This window comes from Arthrobacter sp. SO3, from assembly GCF_020532825.1.
Taxonomy (GTDB): Bacteria; Actinomycetota; Actinomycetes; order Actinomycetales; family Micrococcaceae; genus Arthrobacter.
Map to the genome: position 1 here is coordinate 70,211 of NZ_MQTS01000244.1, position 17,383 is coordinate 87,593.

Genomic DNA, 17,383 nt, shown 5'->3' on the forward strand with positions numbered 1-17,383 from the left:
CTGGTTGTCCGTTTGGTAACTCTCGGATTGTGCATCCGGATGTTGTGGCACCCGGAAGTTTCTGGATCGGAATCCAGTGGGCATAGCCTCCGGTCCCCCTGAGGTATTCCCGCCGGCCCGATCCGATTCTGCAGTTGATTCCCGGCAGAGGCTACTCGTCCAGCATTTCCGGCGTCACATTGGCCTCCGTGCCGGGGATGCCGAGGTCCTGGGCGCGCTTGTCGGCCATGGCCAGCAGGCGGCGGATCCGCCCCGCGATGGCGTCCTTGGTCATGACGGGGTCCGCCAGGCGGCCGAGTTCGTCGAGGCTGGCCTGCTTGTGCGCGACCCGCAGTTCCCCGGCGTACTTCAGGTGGTCCGGGACGTCGTCGCCGAGGATTTCCAGGGCGCGGTCCACGCGGGCGCCGGCAGCGACTGCCGCCTGCGCCGAACGCCGCAGGTTGGCGTCGTCGAAGTTGGCCAGCCGGTTGGCGGTGGCACGGACTTCCTTGCGCATCCGCCGCTCTTCCCACACCATGAGCGCATCGTGGGCACCCATCCGGGTCAGCAGCGCGGCGATGGTGTCGCCGTCGCGGATGACCACGCGATCCACTCCCCTGACCTCGCGGGCCTTGGCCTGGATGCCGAGCCTGCGGGCCGCGCCGACGAGGGCGAGGGCGGACTCGGGGCCGGGGCAGGTGACCTCCATGGCGGAGGACCGTCCGGGCTCGGTGAGGGAGCCGTGGGCCAGGAAAGCGCCGCGCCAGACGGCCTCGGCGTCGGCGGCGGATCCGTTCACCACCACCGAGGGCAGGCCGCGGACCGGGCGTCCCCGGGCGTCGAGCAGGCCGGTCTGGCGGGCGAGGGCTTCGCCGTCGCGCACCACCCGGACCACGTAGCGGCTGCCGCGGCGCAGTCCGCCGCCGGAGACGACGATGATTTCGCTTTGGTGCCCGTAAACCTCGGCGATGGCGGCCCGCAGCCGCCGCGCGGTCGAGGCGAGGTCGACTTCGGCCTCAATCACGATCCGGCCGGAGATGATGTGCAGTCCCCCGGCGAAGCGAAGCATGGCGGACACTTCAGCCTTGCGGACCGAGGACTTCTTGATGTCCAGCCGGGAAAGTTCTTCCTTGACTGATGCTGTCAGTGCCATGGCACTCTTCCTACCTGTTCCCGAAAATGTCGTGGTACGCCGTTGCCAGACGCAGCGGGTCGTGGATCGGCCGTCGGCTCGACGCCCCCACTTTACCCAACACCACCTCGGCGCCGAGCATCCCGGCCGCCTGTTCGAAGTCGGCACGGTCAGAGACGGAGGCCGGATCGGCCAGCACGACGTCGATCGTGAAGTCCGGCGCGTACTCCCGGAGCACCCGCAGATGGTCCGCGGCGGACATGCCGAGGGTTTCCTTAGTATCCGTGGCGAGGTTCATGGTGAGGCAGCGGCGGGCGGCCGTGTTGCACAGCGCCTCGCGCATCTCCGGCAGCAGCAGGTGCGGCAGCACGGAGGTGTACCAGGACCCGGGGCCGAGGATGACCCAGTCGGCCAGTTCGATCGCGGTGAGCGCCTCAAGGCAGGCGGGGGCGTTCTCCGGCAGCAGCCGGACACGTTCCAGCGAGCCGGCGACAGCGCATTTCGCCTGTCCGGTCAGGGTCTGCAGCGCCGAGGTGCCGTCCGGGGCGGTGACCCGGACCTGGCCCTCGATGGTCAACGGGACGCTGGACATCGGCAGGACCTCCCCGCGGGCACCCAGCAGGGCGCCGGCCCATTTAAGGCCCGCCACGGTGTCGCCCAGAAGTTCCCAAAGCGTCACGATCAGCAGGTTCCCCATCGCGTGCTCGTCGAGGGACCCGCCGCGGCCCTTGCCGGGCGCGAAGCGGTGCTGCATGACATCGCGCCAGGTGCGGCCCCAGTCGGTGTCGTCACAGAGTGCGGAGAGCGCCATCCGGAGGTCGCCGGGCGGCAGGACGCCGTACTCCTCGCGCAGCCTCCCCGAGGAGCCGCCGTCGTCCGCGACGGTGACGACGGCGGTCAGCTCGGAGGTGAGCAGGCGCAGGGCCGACAACGACGCGGCGAGGCCGTGGCCGCCGCCCAGCGCGACGACGGACGGGCCTTTGTCCTGCTGGCTGGCGAAGGCCGCGCTGGCCGGAGGCACGAGCGGCAGCGGTCCGGTGAGCAGCGCCATTACTCGCGGCCCAGATCCCGGTGCGTGGTGGTCACGGTGACGCGCGGGTACTGCGCAAGCCGGCGGGAGAGTTCGACAGCGACGGCCACGGAGCGGTGCTTGCCGCCGGTGCAGCCGACGGCGATGGTGGCGTAGTGCTTGTTCTCGCGCCGGTAGCCGTCCAGGACCGGTTCGAGGGCCAGCACATAGCGCTCCACGAAGTTGCTGACGCCCTGCGCTTCCAGCACATAGTCGCTGACGTCCTTGTCCAGCCCGGTGTGCGGCCGGAGGGCCGGGACCCAGTGCGGGTTCGGGATGAAGCGGGCGTCGGCGACGAAGTTGGCATCGACCGGAAGCCCATATTTGAAGCCAAAGCTCATCACATTGAGCCGGAGCGCCACGGGACCGGTCTCGCTGAAGAGTTCGGTGATCGCGGTGGCGAGGCCGTGGACGTTCAGCGTCGAGGTGTCCAGCACGATGTCGGCGGAGGTTCGCAGTTCGTGCAGCAGTTCGCGTTCGGCGGCGATGCCGTCAAGGATCCTGCCGCCGCCCTGCAGCGGGTGGGGGCGCCGGCCCTGCTCGAAACGCCGGACGAGGACGTCGTCGTTGGCGTCCAGGAACAGCACCCGGAACCCGACGCCGCTGGCTTCCAGGCTGCGCAGGGTGGTCCTGATGTCCGCGAACAGTTCCTTGCTGCGGACATCCATCACGACGGCGAGCTTGGAGATGGAACCCGGGGCGTGGGACACGATTTCCGCGAGGGTGCCGAGCATCTGCGGGGGGAGGTTTTCCACGACGTACCAGCCATGGTCCTCCAGGGCGTCCGACGCAGTGCTCCGGCCGGCTCCCGACATGCCCGTCACTACGAGCAGTTCGGCCTCAACGGGTTTGACCGGCGTCATGCCGTCCGACTCCGTCCCGGATCCTGCCGTCGACTCTGCCATCAGTGAAGCCCCGTTCTGCTGTGCTGTTGTGCCGTGGAACGGCCGTGGTGCGGCTGAATCGCCGCGTGCGCCGTTTCCCAAGTTCTTACCCTAGCTAAGATTGCCGGTGCTGACTAAGTCTCCAGGATTTCGCCGGTGGTCATGTTGACGGCGGGGGCGGCGTCGCCCTCACCCTCGGTGAAGTGCTGGACGATGGCCGCGGCCAGGGACGGGCCGATCCCCTTGGCGCCGGTGAGCTCCTCGACGCTGGCCGTCCTGATGCTCTTGACCGAGCCGAACTGGGCCAGCAGGGACTTGCGCTTGGATTCGCCGAGCCCGGGCACGCCGTCGAGGGCCGAGACGGTCATCGCCTTGCCGCGTTTCTGCCGGTGGAAGGAGATCGCGAAGCGGTGCGCCTCGTCACGGATGCGCTGCAGCAGGTACAGCCCGGCCGAGGCCCGGGGCAGGATGACCGGGAAGTCGCTGTCCGGCAGCCAGACCTCCTCGAGCCGTTTGGCGAGACCGACGACGTACACATCGTCGATGCCCAGTTCGGCCAGGGCCCGGGCGGCCGCGTTGACCTGGGGCTTGCCGCCGTCAACCACCACGAGGTTGGGCGGGTAGGCGAATTTGGTCCGCGGCGCCGGGGTCGTGGTGTCGGCGACGGCAACGGAGGAAGCCGGGGCGGGAGCCGCGACGGCTGCCTGCGCCACGGCGTTGAGCATGGCCTGGTGGCCGGGCTGCCGGGCTGCGTCCGCCTGGACGGTCTTCTCCTGCAGGTAGTTGCGGAAACGCCGCGTCAGCACGTCGTGCATGGCGGCCGTGTCGTCCGTGGCGGCGGCACCGGTGACGGAAAACTTCCGGTATTCGGACTTCTTCGGCAGCCCGTCCTCGACCACCACCATCGACCCGACGACGTTGGTGCCCTGGACGTGCGAGATGTCGTAGCATTCGATCCGCATGAGGGCGACCGGCAGCTCAAGGGCCTCCTGCAGTTCCTGCAGCGCCTGGGACCGCAGGGTCAGATCGCCGGCGCGCCGGGACTTGTGGAGCCTGAGGGCGTGCTCGGCGTTCTCCCGGACGGTGCCCAGCAGGGCGGCCTTGTCGCCGCGTTGCGGCACGCGGATGTCAACCCTGGCTCCACGCAGCCCGCTGAGCCATTGCGCCAGCTCCGCGGCGTTGCTGGGCTCCGCCGGGACGAGGACCTCGCGGGGCAGCCTGCCCTGCAGGCCGGCTTCCTCGCCGTAGACCTGCTGGAGCAGGTGCTCGACGAGGTCCGGGGTGGTGGAATCCTCGACCTTTTCCACGACCCAGCCGCGCTGGCCGCGGATCCGGCCGCCGCGGACGTGGAAGACCTGCACGGCGGCCTCGAGCTCGTCCTCGTGGAGGGCGAAGACATCCGCGTCCGTGCCCTCGGCCAGGACGACGGCGTTGCGTTCGAAGACCTTCTTGAGCGCGACGATGTCGTCACGGATCCGCGCCGCCCGTTCGTAGTCCAGCTCCGCCACGGCGGCGGCCATCTCCTTTTCCAGCCGGGTGACGAACGGCTTGGCCTCGCCGCCCATGAAGGTGCAGAAGTCCTCGACCAGGGCGCGGTGGTCCTCGGCCGAGATGCGGCCGACGCAGGGTGCCGCGCACTTGTCGATATAGCCGAGCAGGCAGGGCCTGCCACTGGCCTCGGCGCGTTTCAGGACGCCGGCGCTGCAGCTGCGGACCGGGAACACCCGGAGCAGGGTGTCCATGGTGTCCCGGATGGCCCCGGCGGTGTACGGGCCGAAGTAGCGGGTGCCCTTGCGGCGTTCTCCGCGCAGGACCTGGACCCGGGGGTACTTCTCCCCCATCGAGACCGCGAGGTACGGGTAACTTTTGTCATCGCGGAACATCACATTGAACCGGGGCTTGAATTCCTTGATCCAGGTGTATTCCAGTTGCAGCGACTCGAGTTCGCTGCCGACGACGGTCCACTCCACGCTGCTGGCCGCATGGACCATCGCATACGTTTTGGGGAGCAGCCCGGCCGGGTTGGCGAAGTACGAGTTCAGCCGGGAGCGGAGGTTCTTGGCCTTGCCGACATAGATGACCCGGCCGTGCGGGTCGCGGAAGCGGTACACGCCCGGATTGGTCGGAATTTCACCCGTCTGGGGTCGGTAACTCGCTGGATCTGCCACAGTTCAAGTCTACTGAGCCGGCGGCCGTGCCTTGACGCCCACCCACCCGGTGGCGCTATTCGACGGTCTTGCTCTGGTTGTAGCTCGTGGAGCGTTCCTGGCCGCTGAGGGCGGCGATCGCGTCCATGATGCGGTCGGTGGCCTGGCGGCGGGCGGGCAGGGAGTGGTCCGGCCCGGTCTTTTCGAAGTACAGCGGTTCGCCGACCTTCATGGTGAAGTGCTGCGGCTTGACCGACTTGCTGTCCGCGGGCTGCAGGTTTTCCGTGCCGATCAGCCCGACCGGGATGACGGGGGCCCCGGTGGTCAGGGCCAGCCAGCCGACCCCGGTGCGGCCGCGGTAGAGGATGCCGTCGCGGGAGCGGGTCCCCTCCGGGTAGATGCCGACGCCCTTGCCCGAGTCGAGGATCGCCAGCAGGGTTTTCAGGGCCTGGACGCTGGCGGCCTGTTCGCCGCGTTCCACCGGGATGGAGCCGACAGCCTCGAAGAAGGATTTCATCGCCCTGCCCTTGATCCCGCCGGTGGTGAAATATTCCGCTTTGGCGAAGAAAGCGACGGGCCGGGGCATCAGTGCCTGGACGATCACGCTGTCCAGGAAGGACAGGTGGTTGGGCGCCACGATGAACGGGCCCTCCTTGGGCACGTTGTCGAGTCCGATGACCGTGGGCCGGCACGTCGAGGTGACGAGACCCCGCGTGGTCCAGCGGATTGCATCAAACATTGCCATCGGTGTGCACCTCGTTTTGGGCTTCGGTCAACAGTAAAGGGACCGCCGCGGCGGTCGTCATGGGGTGGGCCGCGCAGCGGCGGCCCGCAGCGTGTCCCGGCGGGCCACGGCGTCGTGCAGGGCAGCGCTGCTGTGCACGATCTCCACGGCGCCGGCCGTGTGCAGTTCACCGTCCGGAGCGAAACCCCAGCCTACGCCGATGCAGTCCAGGCCGTTGGCCGCCGCTCCGGCCACATCCTGGGCACGGTCCCCCACCATCACGGCGTGGTCCGTGTCCCGCCCGTGGCCGGTGGCGAGGTCGGCGAGGGCTGCTGCTACGATTCCGGCCTTTCCCGACGGCGCCGCGGCTGCTGCTGCCTCGTCCGCGGCCGAGCCGCGGATGGTGTGGAACAGGGCCGCTATGCCGTGGTGCTCCAGCACGGTCCGGGCAAGGCCCTCGGGCTTCTGGGTGGCCACGGCGATAGGCCGGCCGGCTGCGGCAAAGGATTCCAGCAGGGCGCGGATACCGGGGTAGAGCCGGCTTTGGGCGATGCCCGTGGCGAGGTAGTGCGCGCGGTAGATCCGGATGGCGTCGTCGAGTTGGCTGGCGGGGACCCTGGCGATGTCTGTGAGGGAATGGCTGAGTTTCGGGCCGATCATGGCATCCATTTGGGCCTTGCCGGGAATACCGAGTCCTAGCTCCGTGAGGGCCGCTGCGATGCCGTCCGAGATTCCGCCGGCCGGATCGACAAGAGTGCCGTCCAGGTCGAAGATCACGGGCACTGTTGTTTGGGTCACCGGCTTAGTTTCTCACGAGTGAACGGATGCCCGAAACTCGCATAACCCGCAGGGAATATATACCCGGGCAGCGCACCGGGGCATCCGCTGCTGCGGCGGCGGATGCCCCGGTGCGGAGCAGGCGTCAGGCCAGGATCTCGGCCAGGAACGCTGCCGTGTGGCTTTCTGTTGACTTGGCCACCTGTTCCGGCGTTCCCGAGGCAACGATGCGGCCGCCGCCGGACCCGCCGTCGGGGCCCAGGTCCACGATCCAGTCCGCGCTCTTGATGACATCAAGGTTGTGCTCGATCGTGATGACCGTGTTGCCCTTTTCCACCAGGCCCTGGAGGACCAGGAGCAGCTTGCGGATGTCCTCGAAGTGCAGGCCCGTGGTGGGCTCGTCCAGCACGTAGATGCTGCGCCCGTTGGAGCGTTTCTGCAGCTCCGCGGCGAGCTTCACCCGCTGCGCCTCGCCGCCGGACAGCGTGGTGGCGGGCTGGCCCAGCCGGACGTAGCCGAGTCCGACGTCGACGAGGGTCCTGAGGTGCCGGGCGATCGGCGAGAACGCGGCGAAGAACTCGGCGCCTTCCTCGATCGGCATGTTCAGCACATCGGCGATCGTCTTGCCCTTGTAGTGGACTTCCAGGGTTTCCCGGTTGTACCGGGCGCCGTGGCACACCTCGCAGGGCACGTAGACGTCCGGCAGGAAGTTCATTTCGATCTTCAGCGTGCCGTCACCGGAGCAGGCCTCGCAGCGGCCGCCCTTGACGTTGAACGAGAACCGGCCCGGCAGGTAGCCGCGGATCTTGGCCTCGGTGGTGTCGGCGAACAGCTTGCGGATGTTGTCAAAGACACCCGTGTAGGTCGCCGGGTTGGAGCGCGGGGTGCGGCCGATCGGGCTCTGGTCGACGTGGACCACCTTGTCGAGGTGCTCGAGCCCCTGGATCGACTTGTGCCGCCCCGCCACCTGCTTGGCGCCGTTGAGCTTGTTGGCGAGGACCTTGTAGAGGATCTCGTTGACCAGGGTGGACTTTCCGGAGCCGCTGACGCCGGTCACCGCGGTGAACAGGCCCAGCGGGAACGTGGCATCCACGTTCAGGAGGTTGTTCTCCTTGGCCCCGACCACCTTGAGTTCGCGCTTCTTGTCGTACTTGCGCCGCTTCTTGGGGATCTCGATCTGTTTCCGGCCGGAGAGGTAGTCGCCGGTGAGCGATTCGGTGTTCTTGAGCAGGTCCTGGTAGGAACCGGAGTGCACCACCATGCCGCCGTGTTCGCCGGCTCCCGGTCCGATGTCCACGACCCAGTCGGCTTCCTGGATGGTGTCCTCGTCGTGTTCCACCACAATCAGGGTGTTGCCGAGGTCCCGCAGCCGGGTGAGGGTTTCGATCAGGCGGCGGTTGTCGCGCTGGTGCAGGCCGATGGACGGCTCGTCCAGGACGTAGAGCACGCCCACGAGGCCGGAGCCGATCTGGGTGGCCAGCCGGATGCGCTGGGCTTCGCCGCCGGACAGGGTGCCGGAGGGACGTTCCAGGTTCAGGTACTCCAGGCCGACGTCGAGCAGGAAGGTCAGGCGGGCCTGGATCTCCTTGAGGACCTGGTTCGCGATCTGGGCTTCGCGGCCGGTGAGCACCAGGTTGTCCAGGAAGTGGGCGCATTCGCGCATCGGCAGGGCGGCGACCTCGGCAATGGACTTGCCGTTGATCAGGACCGAAAGCGACGCCGGGTTCAGCCGGGCGCCCTTGCAGGCCGGGCACGGGATCTGCCGCATGTACTCCTCGTAGCGGTCCCGCGCTGAGTCCGAGTCCGTTTCCAGGTGTTTGCGGTGGACGTACTGGATGACGCCCTCGAAGCCGGTGCTGTATTTGCGTTCCCGGCCGAAGCGGTTGCGGTACTGCACCACCACCTTGTGGTCCTTGCCGTGCAGCACGGTCTGGCGGGTGTCCTCGGAGAGTTTGTCCCACGGTGTGGTCATCGAGAAGCCGAGTTCCTTGGCGAGTCCGCCAAGCAGGCGGTTCCAGTACTCCGTCGTCGCGGTGCCGAGTGACCAGGGCGCGATGGCCCCCTCCGAGAGGGACAGTTCCCCGTTCGGAATGATGAGTTCCTCATCGACCTCCAGCTTTGTGCCGATGCCGCTGCAGGCGGAGCAGGCGCCGAAGGGGTTGTTGAAGGAGAAGGAGCGCGGTTCGATCTCGTCGATCGCAAGCGGGTGCTCGTTGGGGCAGGCGAGGTGTTCGGAGAACGCCCGGATGCGTTCCGGGTCGTCGGCTTCGAGGTCGACGAATTCGGCGAGAATCCTTCCTTCGGCCAGGCCGAGGGCGGTTTCCACCGAGTCGGTGAGGCGCTGGCTGATGCCTTCCTTGACCACAAGGCGGTCCACGACCACTTCGATGGTGTGCTTGAACTGCTTGCCCAGCTTGGGCGGGTCGCTGAGCTGGATCAGCTTGTCATCGACCCGGGCCCGCGAGTAGCCCTTGGCGGTGAGTTCCTTGAACAGGTCGACGAATTCGCCCTTGCGGCCGCGGACCACGGGGGCCAGGACCTGGAAGCGGGTGCCCTCCGGCAGTTCCAGCAGCTGGTCGACGATCTGCTGCGGGGTCTGCTTGGCGACGAGCTCCCCGCAGATGGGGCAATACGGGCGGCCGACGCGGGCCCACAGCAGGCGCATGTAGTCGTAGATCTCGGTGATGGTGCCCACGGTGGAGCGGGGGTTCTTGCTGGTGGACTTCTGGTCGATGGACACCGCGGGCGAGAGCCCTTCGATGAAGTCGACGTCGGGCTTGTCCACCTGGCCCAGGAACTGCCGGGCGTAGGCGGAGAGCGATTCGACGTAGCGGCGCTGGCCCTCGGCGAAGATCGTGTCGAACGCCAGGGAGGACTTGCCCGAGCCGGAGAGCCCGGTGAAGACGATCATGGAGTCGCGGGGCAGGTCCAGGTCCACGTTGCGCAGGTTGTGTTCGCGGGCGCCCTTGACGACAAGACGGGACATGTCCGGGCGTTTCAGCGCGGGGCGGGGGTCCTCCCCGCGGCCCGGTTTTGCCGGACTCATCGGAACGGAGGTCGGGGAGTCAACGGCTGGATCTTCAGCTACGGCTTTAGGCACGCTACCAATGCTAATCGAAAACTTCTTCGAACTTCCATTCCCCGACGTGACCCCGGCCGGCAAACGCCGCCCGGTATGCAGCAGCCCCGCTACTCGCGATCGTACGCGGCGGCGAGCAGCTGCACGGCCTCAGCGAAGCTGGCACCGCGGGCCTTCGCCGCGGCGGCGAACTCCGCGGCGGCAGCCGAAAGCGAGCTCCAGGCCTCGTCCCGGGCGCACACCACCGTCCCGTTCCGGCCCCGGGTCGCCACCACCCCGGCGGCCTCAAGTTCCTTGTAGGCGCGGGCCACCGTATGGGGTGCGACCCCCAGCTCACCGGCGAGGCTCCGGACGGCGGGGAGCTTGGTCCCGGGCGCCAGGATCCCGTTGTCGGCCCGTTCGATGATGTTGAGCCGGAGCTGTTCGAACAGCGGGACGGAGCTGCCCGGATTGGGCCGCCAGGCGCCGGGGAACGGCGCGGTTGATGTTTCGGTGGGGGTCACTGTCCGGGCTCCTGGGCACGCTTGGGTTGTTCGCGGCGGGCGAACTGTGCCTCGTACAGTTTCCGGTAAAGTCCACCCCTATTTATCAGCTGCTGGTGGGTCCCCTGCTCAACGATCCGTCCCTGGTCCATGACCAGAATTAGATCAGCGTCCCGGACGGTGGACAAGCGGTGGGCAATGACGAAGCTGGTGCGTCCCTGCCGGAGCCGGTGCATGGCATGCCGGATCTGCACTTCGGTGCGGCTGTCCACGGAGCTGGTCGCCTCGTCGAGGACGAGGATGTTGCGCCCGGCCAGTTGGGCCCGTGCGATCGAGATGAGCTGGCGCTGGCCCCGGCTCAGCGAATCGCCGTCGTTGCCGAGCATCGTCGCGTAGCCGCCGGGCAGTGCCCGGACGAACTGGTCCACGTGGCTGGCCTGGGCGGCGGCCGTGACCGCGGCGTCGTCGGCACCGGGGCGTCCGTATTCGATGTTGTCCCGGATGGTGCCGGTGAACAGCCAGCTGTCCTGCAGCACGGTGCCGAAATTGGAGCGCAGTTCGTCCCGGTTCAGCTCCGCGGTGTCCTGGCCGTCGACGGTGATCCGGCCGGAGTCCGGTTCATAAAAGCGCATCAGGAGGTTCACCACGGTGGTCTTCCCGGCGCCGGTCTGGCCGACGATCGCGACGGTCTGCCCGGGTTCCACGGCAAAGCAGAGGTCCTGGACCACGGGTGAGTCCGGGTCGTAGCCGAAGCTGACGTGCTCGAAGGCCACCCGGCCGGCGGAGGATGCACCGGCGGCAGCGGCTGGACCCGAGGCAGCGGCTGGACCGGCGGCGGGGGCCGCAACAGCTGGTGCCGGGGCCGTGCCCCGGGCAGCCCCGGTCAGCATCCCGGTCGGCATCCCGGTCGGCATCTCGGGTGGGGTCTCGGGTGGGGTCTCCGGCGGGATCTCCGGCACGTCCAGGAGTTCGAAGACCCGGCCCGCCGAGACGAGGCAGGACTGCATGAGGGTCAGCATGCCGCCGATCTGTCCCATCGGCTGGCTGAAGAGCCGGCTGAACTGGATGAAGGCCTGGAGTCCGCCGATGGTCATGGCGCCGGCGAGTACCTGGAGCGCACCGACAACGGCCACAGCAATGTAGTTGAGGTTGGACACAAAGACCATCAGGGGCTGCACGGCGCCGGACACGTATTGCGCGCGGGCACTGGCCCGGCAGAGTTTGTCGTTGCCGGCCTTGAAACGGGCCGTGGCTGCTTCCTGCCGGCCGAAGGCCTTGACGACTTCGTGGCCGGTGAAGAACTCCTCCAGCTGTGCGTGCAGTTCCCCCGTGCTCGCCCACTGCCCGCTGAAGTGGGCCGAGGATTTCCGGGCCACCAGGACGGTGATGAGGGTGGACACCGGGACGGAAATGAGCGCGATCAGGGCCAGGACGGGTGAGAGCCACAGCATCATGGCCAGCGCGCCGGAGAGCATCAGCAGCGACAGGATGAGCTGGTTGAGAAGCTGGTTGAGGGCCTGCGCGATGTTGTCGACGTCGTTGGTGGCGCGGCTCAGCACGTCCCCGCGGTGCTGCTCGTCAAAATGGCCGGACGGCAGGACGTGCAATTTTTCCTCCACCGAGGCCCGCAGCCCGTAGCCCAGCCGCTGCACGGCAACGGCCGTCAGGGTCCCCTGGACCCAGCTGAAGACGGAGGCCCCCAGATACATGACGGAGACCGCCGCCAGCAGCGCAGCCAGCTTTTCCTGGTTGAAGGATCCCCCCACCACGCCCTCGACGACGACGTCGGTGGCGTCACCCAGGACTTTCGGTGCCGCCACGTTGAGCGTCACGAAGGCGCAGGTGGCGGCGATGACGCCGGCCATCCGCCACTTCGAGGGCCGCAGCAGTCCGAGCAGCCGTCCGGCGGTCCGCCAGCGGAACCGGCCGCCCTTCGGGGGCTCCTCGGCAGGCACCCCCGGGAGGGCTTCGCTGCGCCCGCCGGACGGGGCGTCCACCAGCGGCTGGTCCCTGGCATCGCGGGCGGTGGGGGCGGCGTCGGTCCCGGTTTCGAGCGACTGGTCCGGGGTCACAGGGTCTCCTCCAGCACGAGCTGGGAGGCGGCGATCTCCCGGTAGCCTGGCGATGACGCCATCAGTTGTTGGTGTGTCCCCTGCGCCACGATCCGGCCGTCTTCAAGGAGCAGGATCAGCCCGGCGTCCACGATCGTGGCGATCCGTTCAGCAACGATCAGGACGGTGGCGGCACGCAGCAGCGGCCCCATCGCCTCCCGGAGCCGGTAGTCGGTGCCGTAGTCCAGCGCCGAAAAACTGTCGTCGAACAGGTACACGGGCGCCTCGCGGAGCAGCGCGCGCGCGATGCACAGGCGCTGCCGCTGGCCGCCGGAAAAGTTCGTGCCGCCCTGGTTCACCGGCGCGTCCAGCCCTCGCGGCAGTTTCCTGACAAAATCCGCGGCCTGCGCGCTCGCCAGGACGCGCCAGAGGTCCTGGTCCGTAGCCGCCGGGGCCGCCATCCTCAGGTTCTCGGCGAGCGTCCCGGAGAACAAATAGGAATGCTGGGGAACGACGGCGATCATGCTCCGCAACGTGTCCAGGGGCAGCCCGCGCACCTCGCAGCCGCCAATCCTGATCTCGCCGCCGGTGGCCGCCAGGAAGCGTGGCAGCAGGTTCAGCAGGGTGGTCTTGCCGCTGCCGGTGGCGCCGATGACCGCGGTCACCGTCCCGGGAACGGCTGCGAAGCTGATGCCGTCGAGGACCGGGGACTCGGCGCCCGCGTACGCGAAGGAGACGTTCCGGAACTCGACGGCGTTGCCCGCGGGCGTGGCGCCGCCCGGACCGTCAGTGATCTCGGGGGCCGTGTCGAGGACCGCCTGGACCCGCTCCGCACAGGCGGCCGCGCGGGGCGCCGTCATAAAGACGTACATCGCCATCATGATCGCGATCAGGATCTGCAGGATGTATGCGATGAACGCCGTCAATGCACCCAGCCGCATCTCCCCGGACTGGATCCGGTGCCCGCCGAACCAGACCACACCAACAGAGGACAGGTTTACGACTAGCATGATCAGCGGCATCATGCCGGCGACCAGCAGCGCGGACTGCAGGTTGTTTTGCGTCAGGGCCCTGTTGACCCCCTGGAAACGGCGGATTTCGTGCCCCTGGCGGACAAAGCCGCGGATGACGTTGGCGCCGATGATCTGCTCACGCAACACCCGGCTGACCTGGTCGATGAGTTCTTGGCCCTGCCGGTAGAGCGGAACGAGGCGGCGCACGATCAGGAACATAATGACCGCCAGCACCGGAATCACGGCGACCACGATGGCGGACAATGCGACGTCCTGCTGCAGGGCCAGCACGATGCCGCCGACGAAGATGGCGGGCGCGGCGACCAGCATCGTGAACACGAGGACCGCAAGGTTCTGGATCTGCGCGACGTCGTTGGTGGCCCTGGTCACCAGGCTGGCAGGGCCGAACGCGCCAACTTCCTGCGAGGACATGGACTGCACTTTGGCAAACATCTCCTCGCGCAGCTGCCGGCCGACCTCCATGGCCACCATCGCGCCCAGGTACCCGGCGGCGACCGCCGCCGCGACCTGCACCCCGGCGATCGCGGCCATCCAGGACCCCAGATTCAGGATCTCCGGCACGTTGCCGCCAACGATCCCGTCGTCGATGATGGCCGCGTTCAGGGTGGGGAGGAGCAAGTTGGCCATGGTCTGCACGAGCTGCAGGACGACGATGGCCAGCACGGTCCCTTTGTGGGCGGCCAACTGCCGGCCCATCAGGCCAATAAGCACCAAACCTCCATCGCTGGACCAGGGCACAGATCCAGATTCGTCAAAGACAGCCGCCCCCACGCTGCTTCGTCATTGTAAGCACGATCACACACTGCTTCGTTGTCATGCGGCGTCTGGCCTGCCCGCCGGTCCTGCTGCCGTCCTGGCCGCCGGTCCCGAGGTGCCGGCCGGGGGTCATTCCCGCTTGCGGGCCACGGCGAAGATCCGGCGGAACGGAAACACCGTGCCATGCGGGCCGGCCGGGTAGGCCTCGGCGAGCCGCGCCGAGTATTCTGCTTCAAAATCCCGGGCGTCCTCGGCGGACAGGGCGGCGAGCACCGGCCGGAGTCCCGTGCCGCGGACCCAGTCCAGGACGGGGTTCGTGCCGGGGAGGAGCTGGTAGTAGGTGCTCTCCCACGCGTCCGCGTCGCAGCCGGCGTCGAGCATGATGCCCAGGTAGTCCTCCGGGCCGCCCACCACGTCGTCATGGCGCAGCACGCCGGCGAGCCGGCCGGCCCACGCCCCGGACTCCGCGAGGCCGCGCATCAGCGTGTGCGAGGGCGCGTTGAAGTTGCCGGGCACCTGCAGGGCGAACCAGGCGCCGGGCTTGAGCGCGGCAAGCCACCTCTTCAGCATCTCCCGGTGGCCGGGAACCCACTGCAGGGCCGCGTTGGTCACCACGACGTCGGTCTCCTCCGAGGGCATCCAGTGGGCGATGTCCGCCCGGCCGAAAGCGAGATTGGGCCGCCGGTCGGTATGGACAACGGACCGGGCCAGCATCTCCGCTGAGGAATCCAGGCCTGTGATTTTCGCCCCCGGCCAGCGCTCGGCAAGGGCGGCTGTCAGGTTCCCGGGGCCGCAGCCAAGATCGACGACGTGCCGGGGAGCGTCCGCATGGACCCGGGCCGTCAGGTCAAAGTACGGCCTGTCCCGGTAGTCTCCGAACTGCACGTATTTGGCGGGGTCCCATTTCACTGCTGTCCTCCAGTCACCGGCAACGATGCAAGGTACGAAGCCTAACCCCGAACGGAACCACGGCGCAGGGGCGGGCGCCCCTACCGCCCCGGCGCCGGCCACTAAGCTGGTGAGCAATGAAACTTGTAGATCAGCTCCCCGCCCCGGCCGCCCGGGTCCCCAGCCGCTCCGGACTCGACCCGGACGAGCTCTACACCCGCTTCGTCGAGTGGACGGAAACCCGCGGGCTGGCCCTCTACACCGCCCAGGACGAGGCCATCATGGAGCTTGCCTCCGGCGCCAACGTGATCCTGGCGACCCCCACCGGTTCCGGCAAATCCCTTGTTGCTATCGCCATGCACTTCCAGGCCATGGCGCGCGGACAGCGCAGTTACTACACCGCTCCCATCAAGGCGCTCGTCTCGGAGAAGTTCTTCGCCCTGTGCGAGATCTTCGGCGCCGAGAACGTCGGCATGATCACCGGCGACTCCGGCGTCAACCAGGACGCCCCGATCATCTGCTGCACCGCGGAGATCCTGGCCAACATCGCCCTCCGCGAGGGTGCCGCCGCAGAACTCGGCGCCGTCATCATGGACGAGTTCCACTTCTACTCCGACCCGCAACGCGGCTGGGCCTGGCAGGTCCCGCTGCTGGAACTCCCGCAGGCGCAGTTCCTGCTGATGTCCGCCACGCTCGGCGACGTCAGCCGCTTCGAAGCCGGCCTTACCGCGCTGACCGGCCGCCCGACGACGACCGTCAGTTCGGTGGAGCGGCCCATCCCGCTGCACTACTACTACGAGCAGACGCCAGTGCACGAGACGCTGGAGGAACTCCTCGCCACCAAGCAGGTGCCCGTCTACGTGGTGCACTTCAGCCAGGTGGAGGCAATTGACCGGGCCCAGAACCTGATGAGCATCAACGTCTGCACCCGCGAGGAGAAGGACAAGATCGCCGAGCTGATCGCCGGTTTCCGCTTCGCGGCCGGCTTTGGCAAAACCCTCAACCGGCTGGTCCGGCACGGCATCGGCGTGCACCACGCCGGCATGCTGCCCAAATACCGCCGGCTGGTGGAACAGCTCGCCCAGGCCGGGCTGCTCAAGGTCATCTGCGGGACCGACACCCTCGGTGTGGGCATCAACGTCCCCATCCGCACCGTGCTGCTCACTGCGCTGAGCAAGTACGACGGCGTGCGCACCCGGCTGCTGAACTCCCGCGAATTCCACCAGATCGCCGGACGCGCCGGACGGGCCGGCTACGACACCGCCGGGACGGTCGTGGTGCAGGCCCCCGAGCACGTCACCGAGAACGTCAAGGCGATGGCCAAGGCCACGGCCAAGTTCGGCGACGACCAGAAGAAGCTCCGCCAGGTAGTCAAGAAGAAGCCGCCCGAGGGCTTCGTGTCCTGGGGCGAACCGACCTACAAGCGCCTCGTGGAATCCGTCCCGGATCCGCTCACGTCCAGCTTCACCGTGACCCACGCGATGCTGATGAACCTGATGGAACGGCCGGGCGATCCATTCAAGGCCGCCCGCCGGCTGCTCACCGAAAACCATGAGCCGCGCTCCTCCCAGCTGCAGCTTATGAAGCGGGCCCTCGGCATCTACCGCGAACTGCTGGCCGCCGGAGTCGTGGAACGGATCCCGCCTGAGGAGCAGGGCGGGGACGGCCGCACGGTCCGTCTGACGGTCCATCTGCAGGCCAACTTCGCCCTGAACCAGCCGCTGTCCCCCTTCGCCCTCGCGGCGCTGGAGCTGCTGGATCCGGAGTCGCCGTCCTACGCCCTGGACGTGGTCTCCGTGATTGAGTCCACGCTGGAAAAGCCCCGGCAGATCCTGTCCGCACAGCAGAAGAAGGCGCGCGGTGAGGCGATCGCCGCGATGAAGGCCGACGGCATCGAGTACGACCAGCGCATGGCCATGCTGGAGGAGGTCACCTACCCGCAGCCGCTCGCGGAAATCCTCGGGGAGGCCTTCGATGTCTACCGCCGGGCCGCCCCGTGGATCGGTGATTTCGAACTGGCCCCCAAGTCCGTGGTCCGGGACATGTACGAACGGGCGATGAACTTTGGCGAGTTCGTCCAGTTCTACGGACTGGCGCGCTCGGAGGGCATCGTGCTGCGCTACCTTGCCGACGGCTTCAAAGCGCTGCGGCAGACCGTCCCGCAGGACGCCCTGCGCGAGGACCTCGAGGACCTCATCGCGTGGCTCGGCGAACTGGTCCGCCAGGTCGACTCCAGCCTGCTCGATGAGTGGGAGGAGCTCACCTCCGGCAAGGCCCCGACGCCGCACGACGCTCCCCCGCCCCCGCCGCCGTCCCTGACTTCCAACGTCCGCGCCTTCCGGGTGATGGTCCGCAATGAGATGTTCCGGCGCGTGGAGCTC

Annotated in this window: 12 protein-coding genes; 1 reads left to right on the forward strand and 11 read right to left on the reverse strand. The window is 68.1% G+C overall.

Annotation, left to right across the window (positions count from 1 at the left end; all coding sequences use genetic code 11):
* Positions 1-151 precede the first annotated feature (151 nt).
* The 11 genes from whiA to BJQ90_RS21430 form a co-directional block, all read right to left on the reverse strand.
* Complete coding sequence (whiA, locus tag BJQ90_RS21380; RefSeq protein ID WP_066438143.1) at positions 152-1,132, reverse strand: DNA-binding protein WhiA; 981 nt, start codon at positions 1,130-1,132, stop codon at positions 152-154.
* 10 nt (positions 1,133-1,142) lie between these two features.
* Positions 1,143-2,162 (reverse strand): gluconeogenesis factor YvcK family protein, encoded by a 1,020-nt coding sequence (locus BJQ90_RS21385; RefSeq protein WP_226762186.1) that lies wholly within the window; start codon positions 2,160-2,162, stop codon positions 1,143-1,145.
* Positions 2,162-3,085, reverse strand: a complete 924-nt coding sequence (gene rapZ, locus BJQ90_RS21390; RefSeq protein WP_226762252.1) for an RNase adapter RapZ — start codon at positions 3,083-3,085, stop codon at positions 2,162-2,164. Before rapZ ends, BJQ90_RS21385 begins: the two co-directional genes overlap by 1 nt.
* 113 nt (positions 3,086-3,198) lie before the next feature.
* Complete coding sequence (gene uvrC, locus BJQ90_RS21395; protein WP_226762187.1) at positions 3,199-5,232, reverse strand: excinuclease ABC subunit UvrC; 2,034 nt, start codon at positions 5,230-5,232, stop codon at positions 3,199-3,201.
* A gap of 55 nt (positions 5,233-5,287) precedes the next feature.
* Positions 5,288-5,956: a lysophospholipid acyltransferase family protein gene (locus BJQ90_RS21400; protein WP_226762188.1), complete on the reverse strand. Its 669-nt coding sequence runs from the start codon at positions 5,954-5,956 to the stop codon at positions 5,288-5,290.
* Between the two features lie 57 nt (positions 5,957-6,013).
* Complete coding sequence (locus tag BJQ90_RS21405) at positions 6,014-6,733, reverse strand: HAD hydrolase-like protein (protein WP_226762189.1); 720 nt, start codon at positions 6,731-6,733, stop codon at positions 6,014-6,016.
* 124 nt (positions 6,734-6,857) lie between these two features.
* Positions 6,858-9,812, reverse strand: a complete 2,955-nt coding sequence (gene uvrA / locus BJQ90_RS21410; RefSeq protein ID WP_226762190.1) for an excinuclease ABC subunit UvrA — start codon at positions 9,810-9,812, stop codon at positions 6,858-6,860.
* An 89-nt stretch (positions 9,813-9,901) separates the two neighbouring features.
* A complete protein-coding gene (locus tag BJQ90_RS21415) occupies positions 9,902-10,294 on the reverse strand; it encodes a GntR family transcriptional regulator (protein ID WP_226762191.1) in 393 nt (130 codons plus the stop codon).
* Entirely contained in the window at positions 10,291-12,138 is a 1,848-nt protein-coding gene (locus BJQ90_RS21420) for an ABC transporter ATP-binding protein (RefSeq protein ID WP_226762253.1), read from the reverse strand. Before BJQ90_RS21420 ends, BJQ90_RS21415 begins: the two co-directional genes overlap by 4 nt.
* 203 nt (positions 12,139-12,341) lie before the next feature.
* Entirely contained in the window at positions 12,342-14,054 is a 1,713-nt protein-coding gene (locus tag BJQ90_RS21425; RefSeq protein ID WP_226762254.1) for an ABC transporter ATP-binding protein, read from the reverse strand.
* A gap of 189 nt (positions 14,055-14,243) precedes the next feature.
* Positions 14,244-15,023, reverse strand: a complete 780-nt coding sequence (locus BJQ90_RS21430) for a trans-aconitate 2-methyltransferase (protein WP_226762192.1) — start codon at positions 15,021-15,023, stop codon at positions 14,244-14,246.
* 116 nt (positions 15,024-15,139) lie between these two features.
* Here BJQ90_RS21430 and BJQ90_RS21435 point away from each other — a divergent pair.
* Positions 15,140-17,383, forward strand: a 2,244-nt coding sequence (locus BJQ90_RS21435) for a DEAD/DEAH box helicase (RefSeq protein WP_226762193.1), incomplete at its 3' end; no start/stop codon positions are given.

Coding starts and splice junctions, on each gene's coding strand:
- BJQ90_RS21425 (WP_226762254.1), bottom strand. CDS start 14,054: ATGGGCCGGCAGTTGGCCGCCCACAAAGGGACCGTGCTGGCCATCGTC.
- whiA (WP_066438143.1), bottom strand. CDS start 1,132: ATGGCACTGACAGCATCAGTCAAGGAAGAACTTTCCCGGCTGGACATC.
- BJQ90_RS21420 (WP_226762253.1), bottom strand. CDS start 12,138: ATGGCCGGCGTCATCGCCGCCACCTGCGCCTTCGTGACGCTCAACGTG.
- rapZ (WP_226762252.1), bottom strand. CDS start 3,085: ATGGCAGAGTCGACGGCAGGATCCGGGACGGAGTCGGACGGCATGACG.
- BJQ90_RS21385 (WP_226762186.1), bottom strand. CDS start 2,162: ATGGCGCTGCTCACCGGACCGCTGCCGCTCGTGCCTCCGGCCAGCGCG.
- BJQ90_RS21400 (WP_226762188.1), bottom strand. CDS start 5,956: ATGGCAATGTTTGATGCAATCCGCTGGACCACGCGGGGTCTCGTCACC.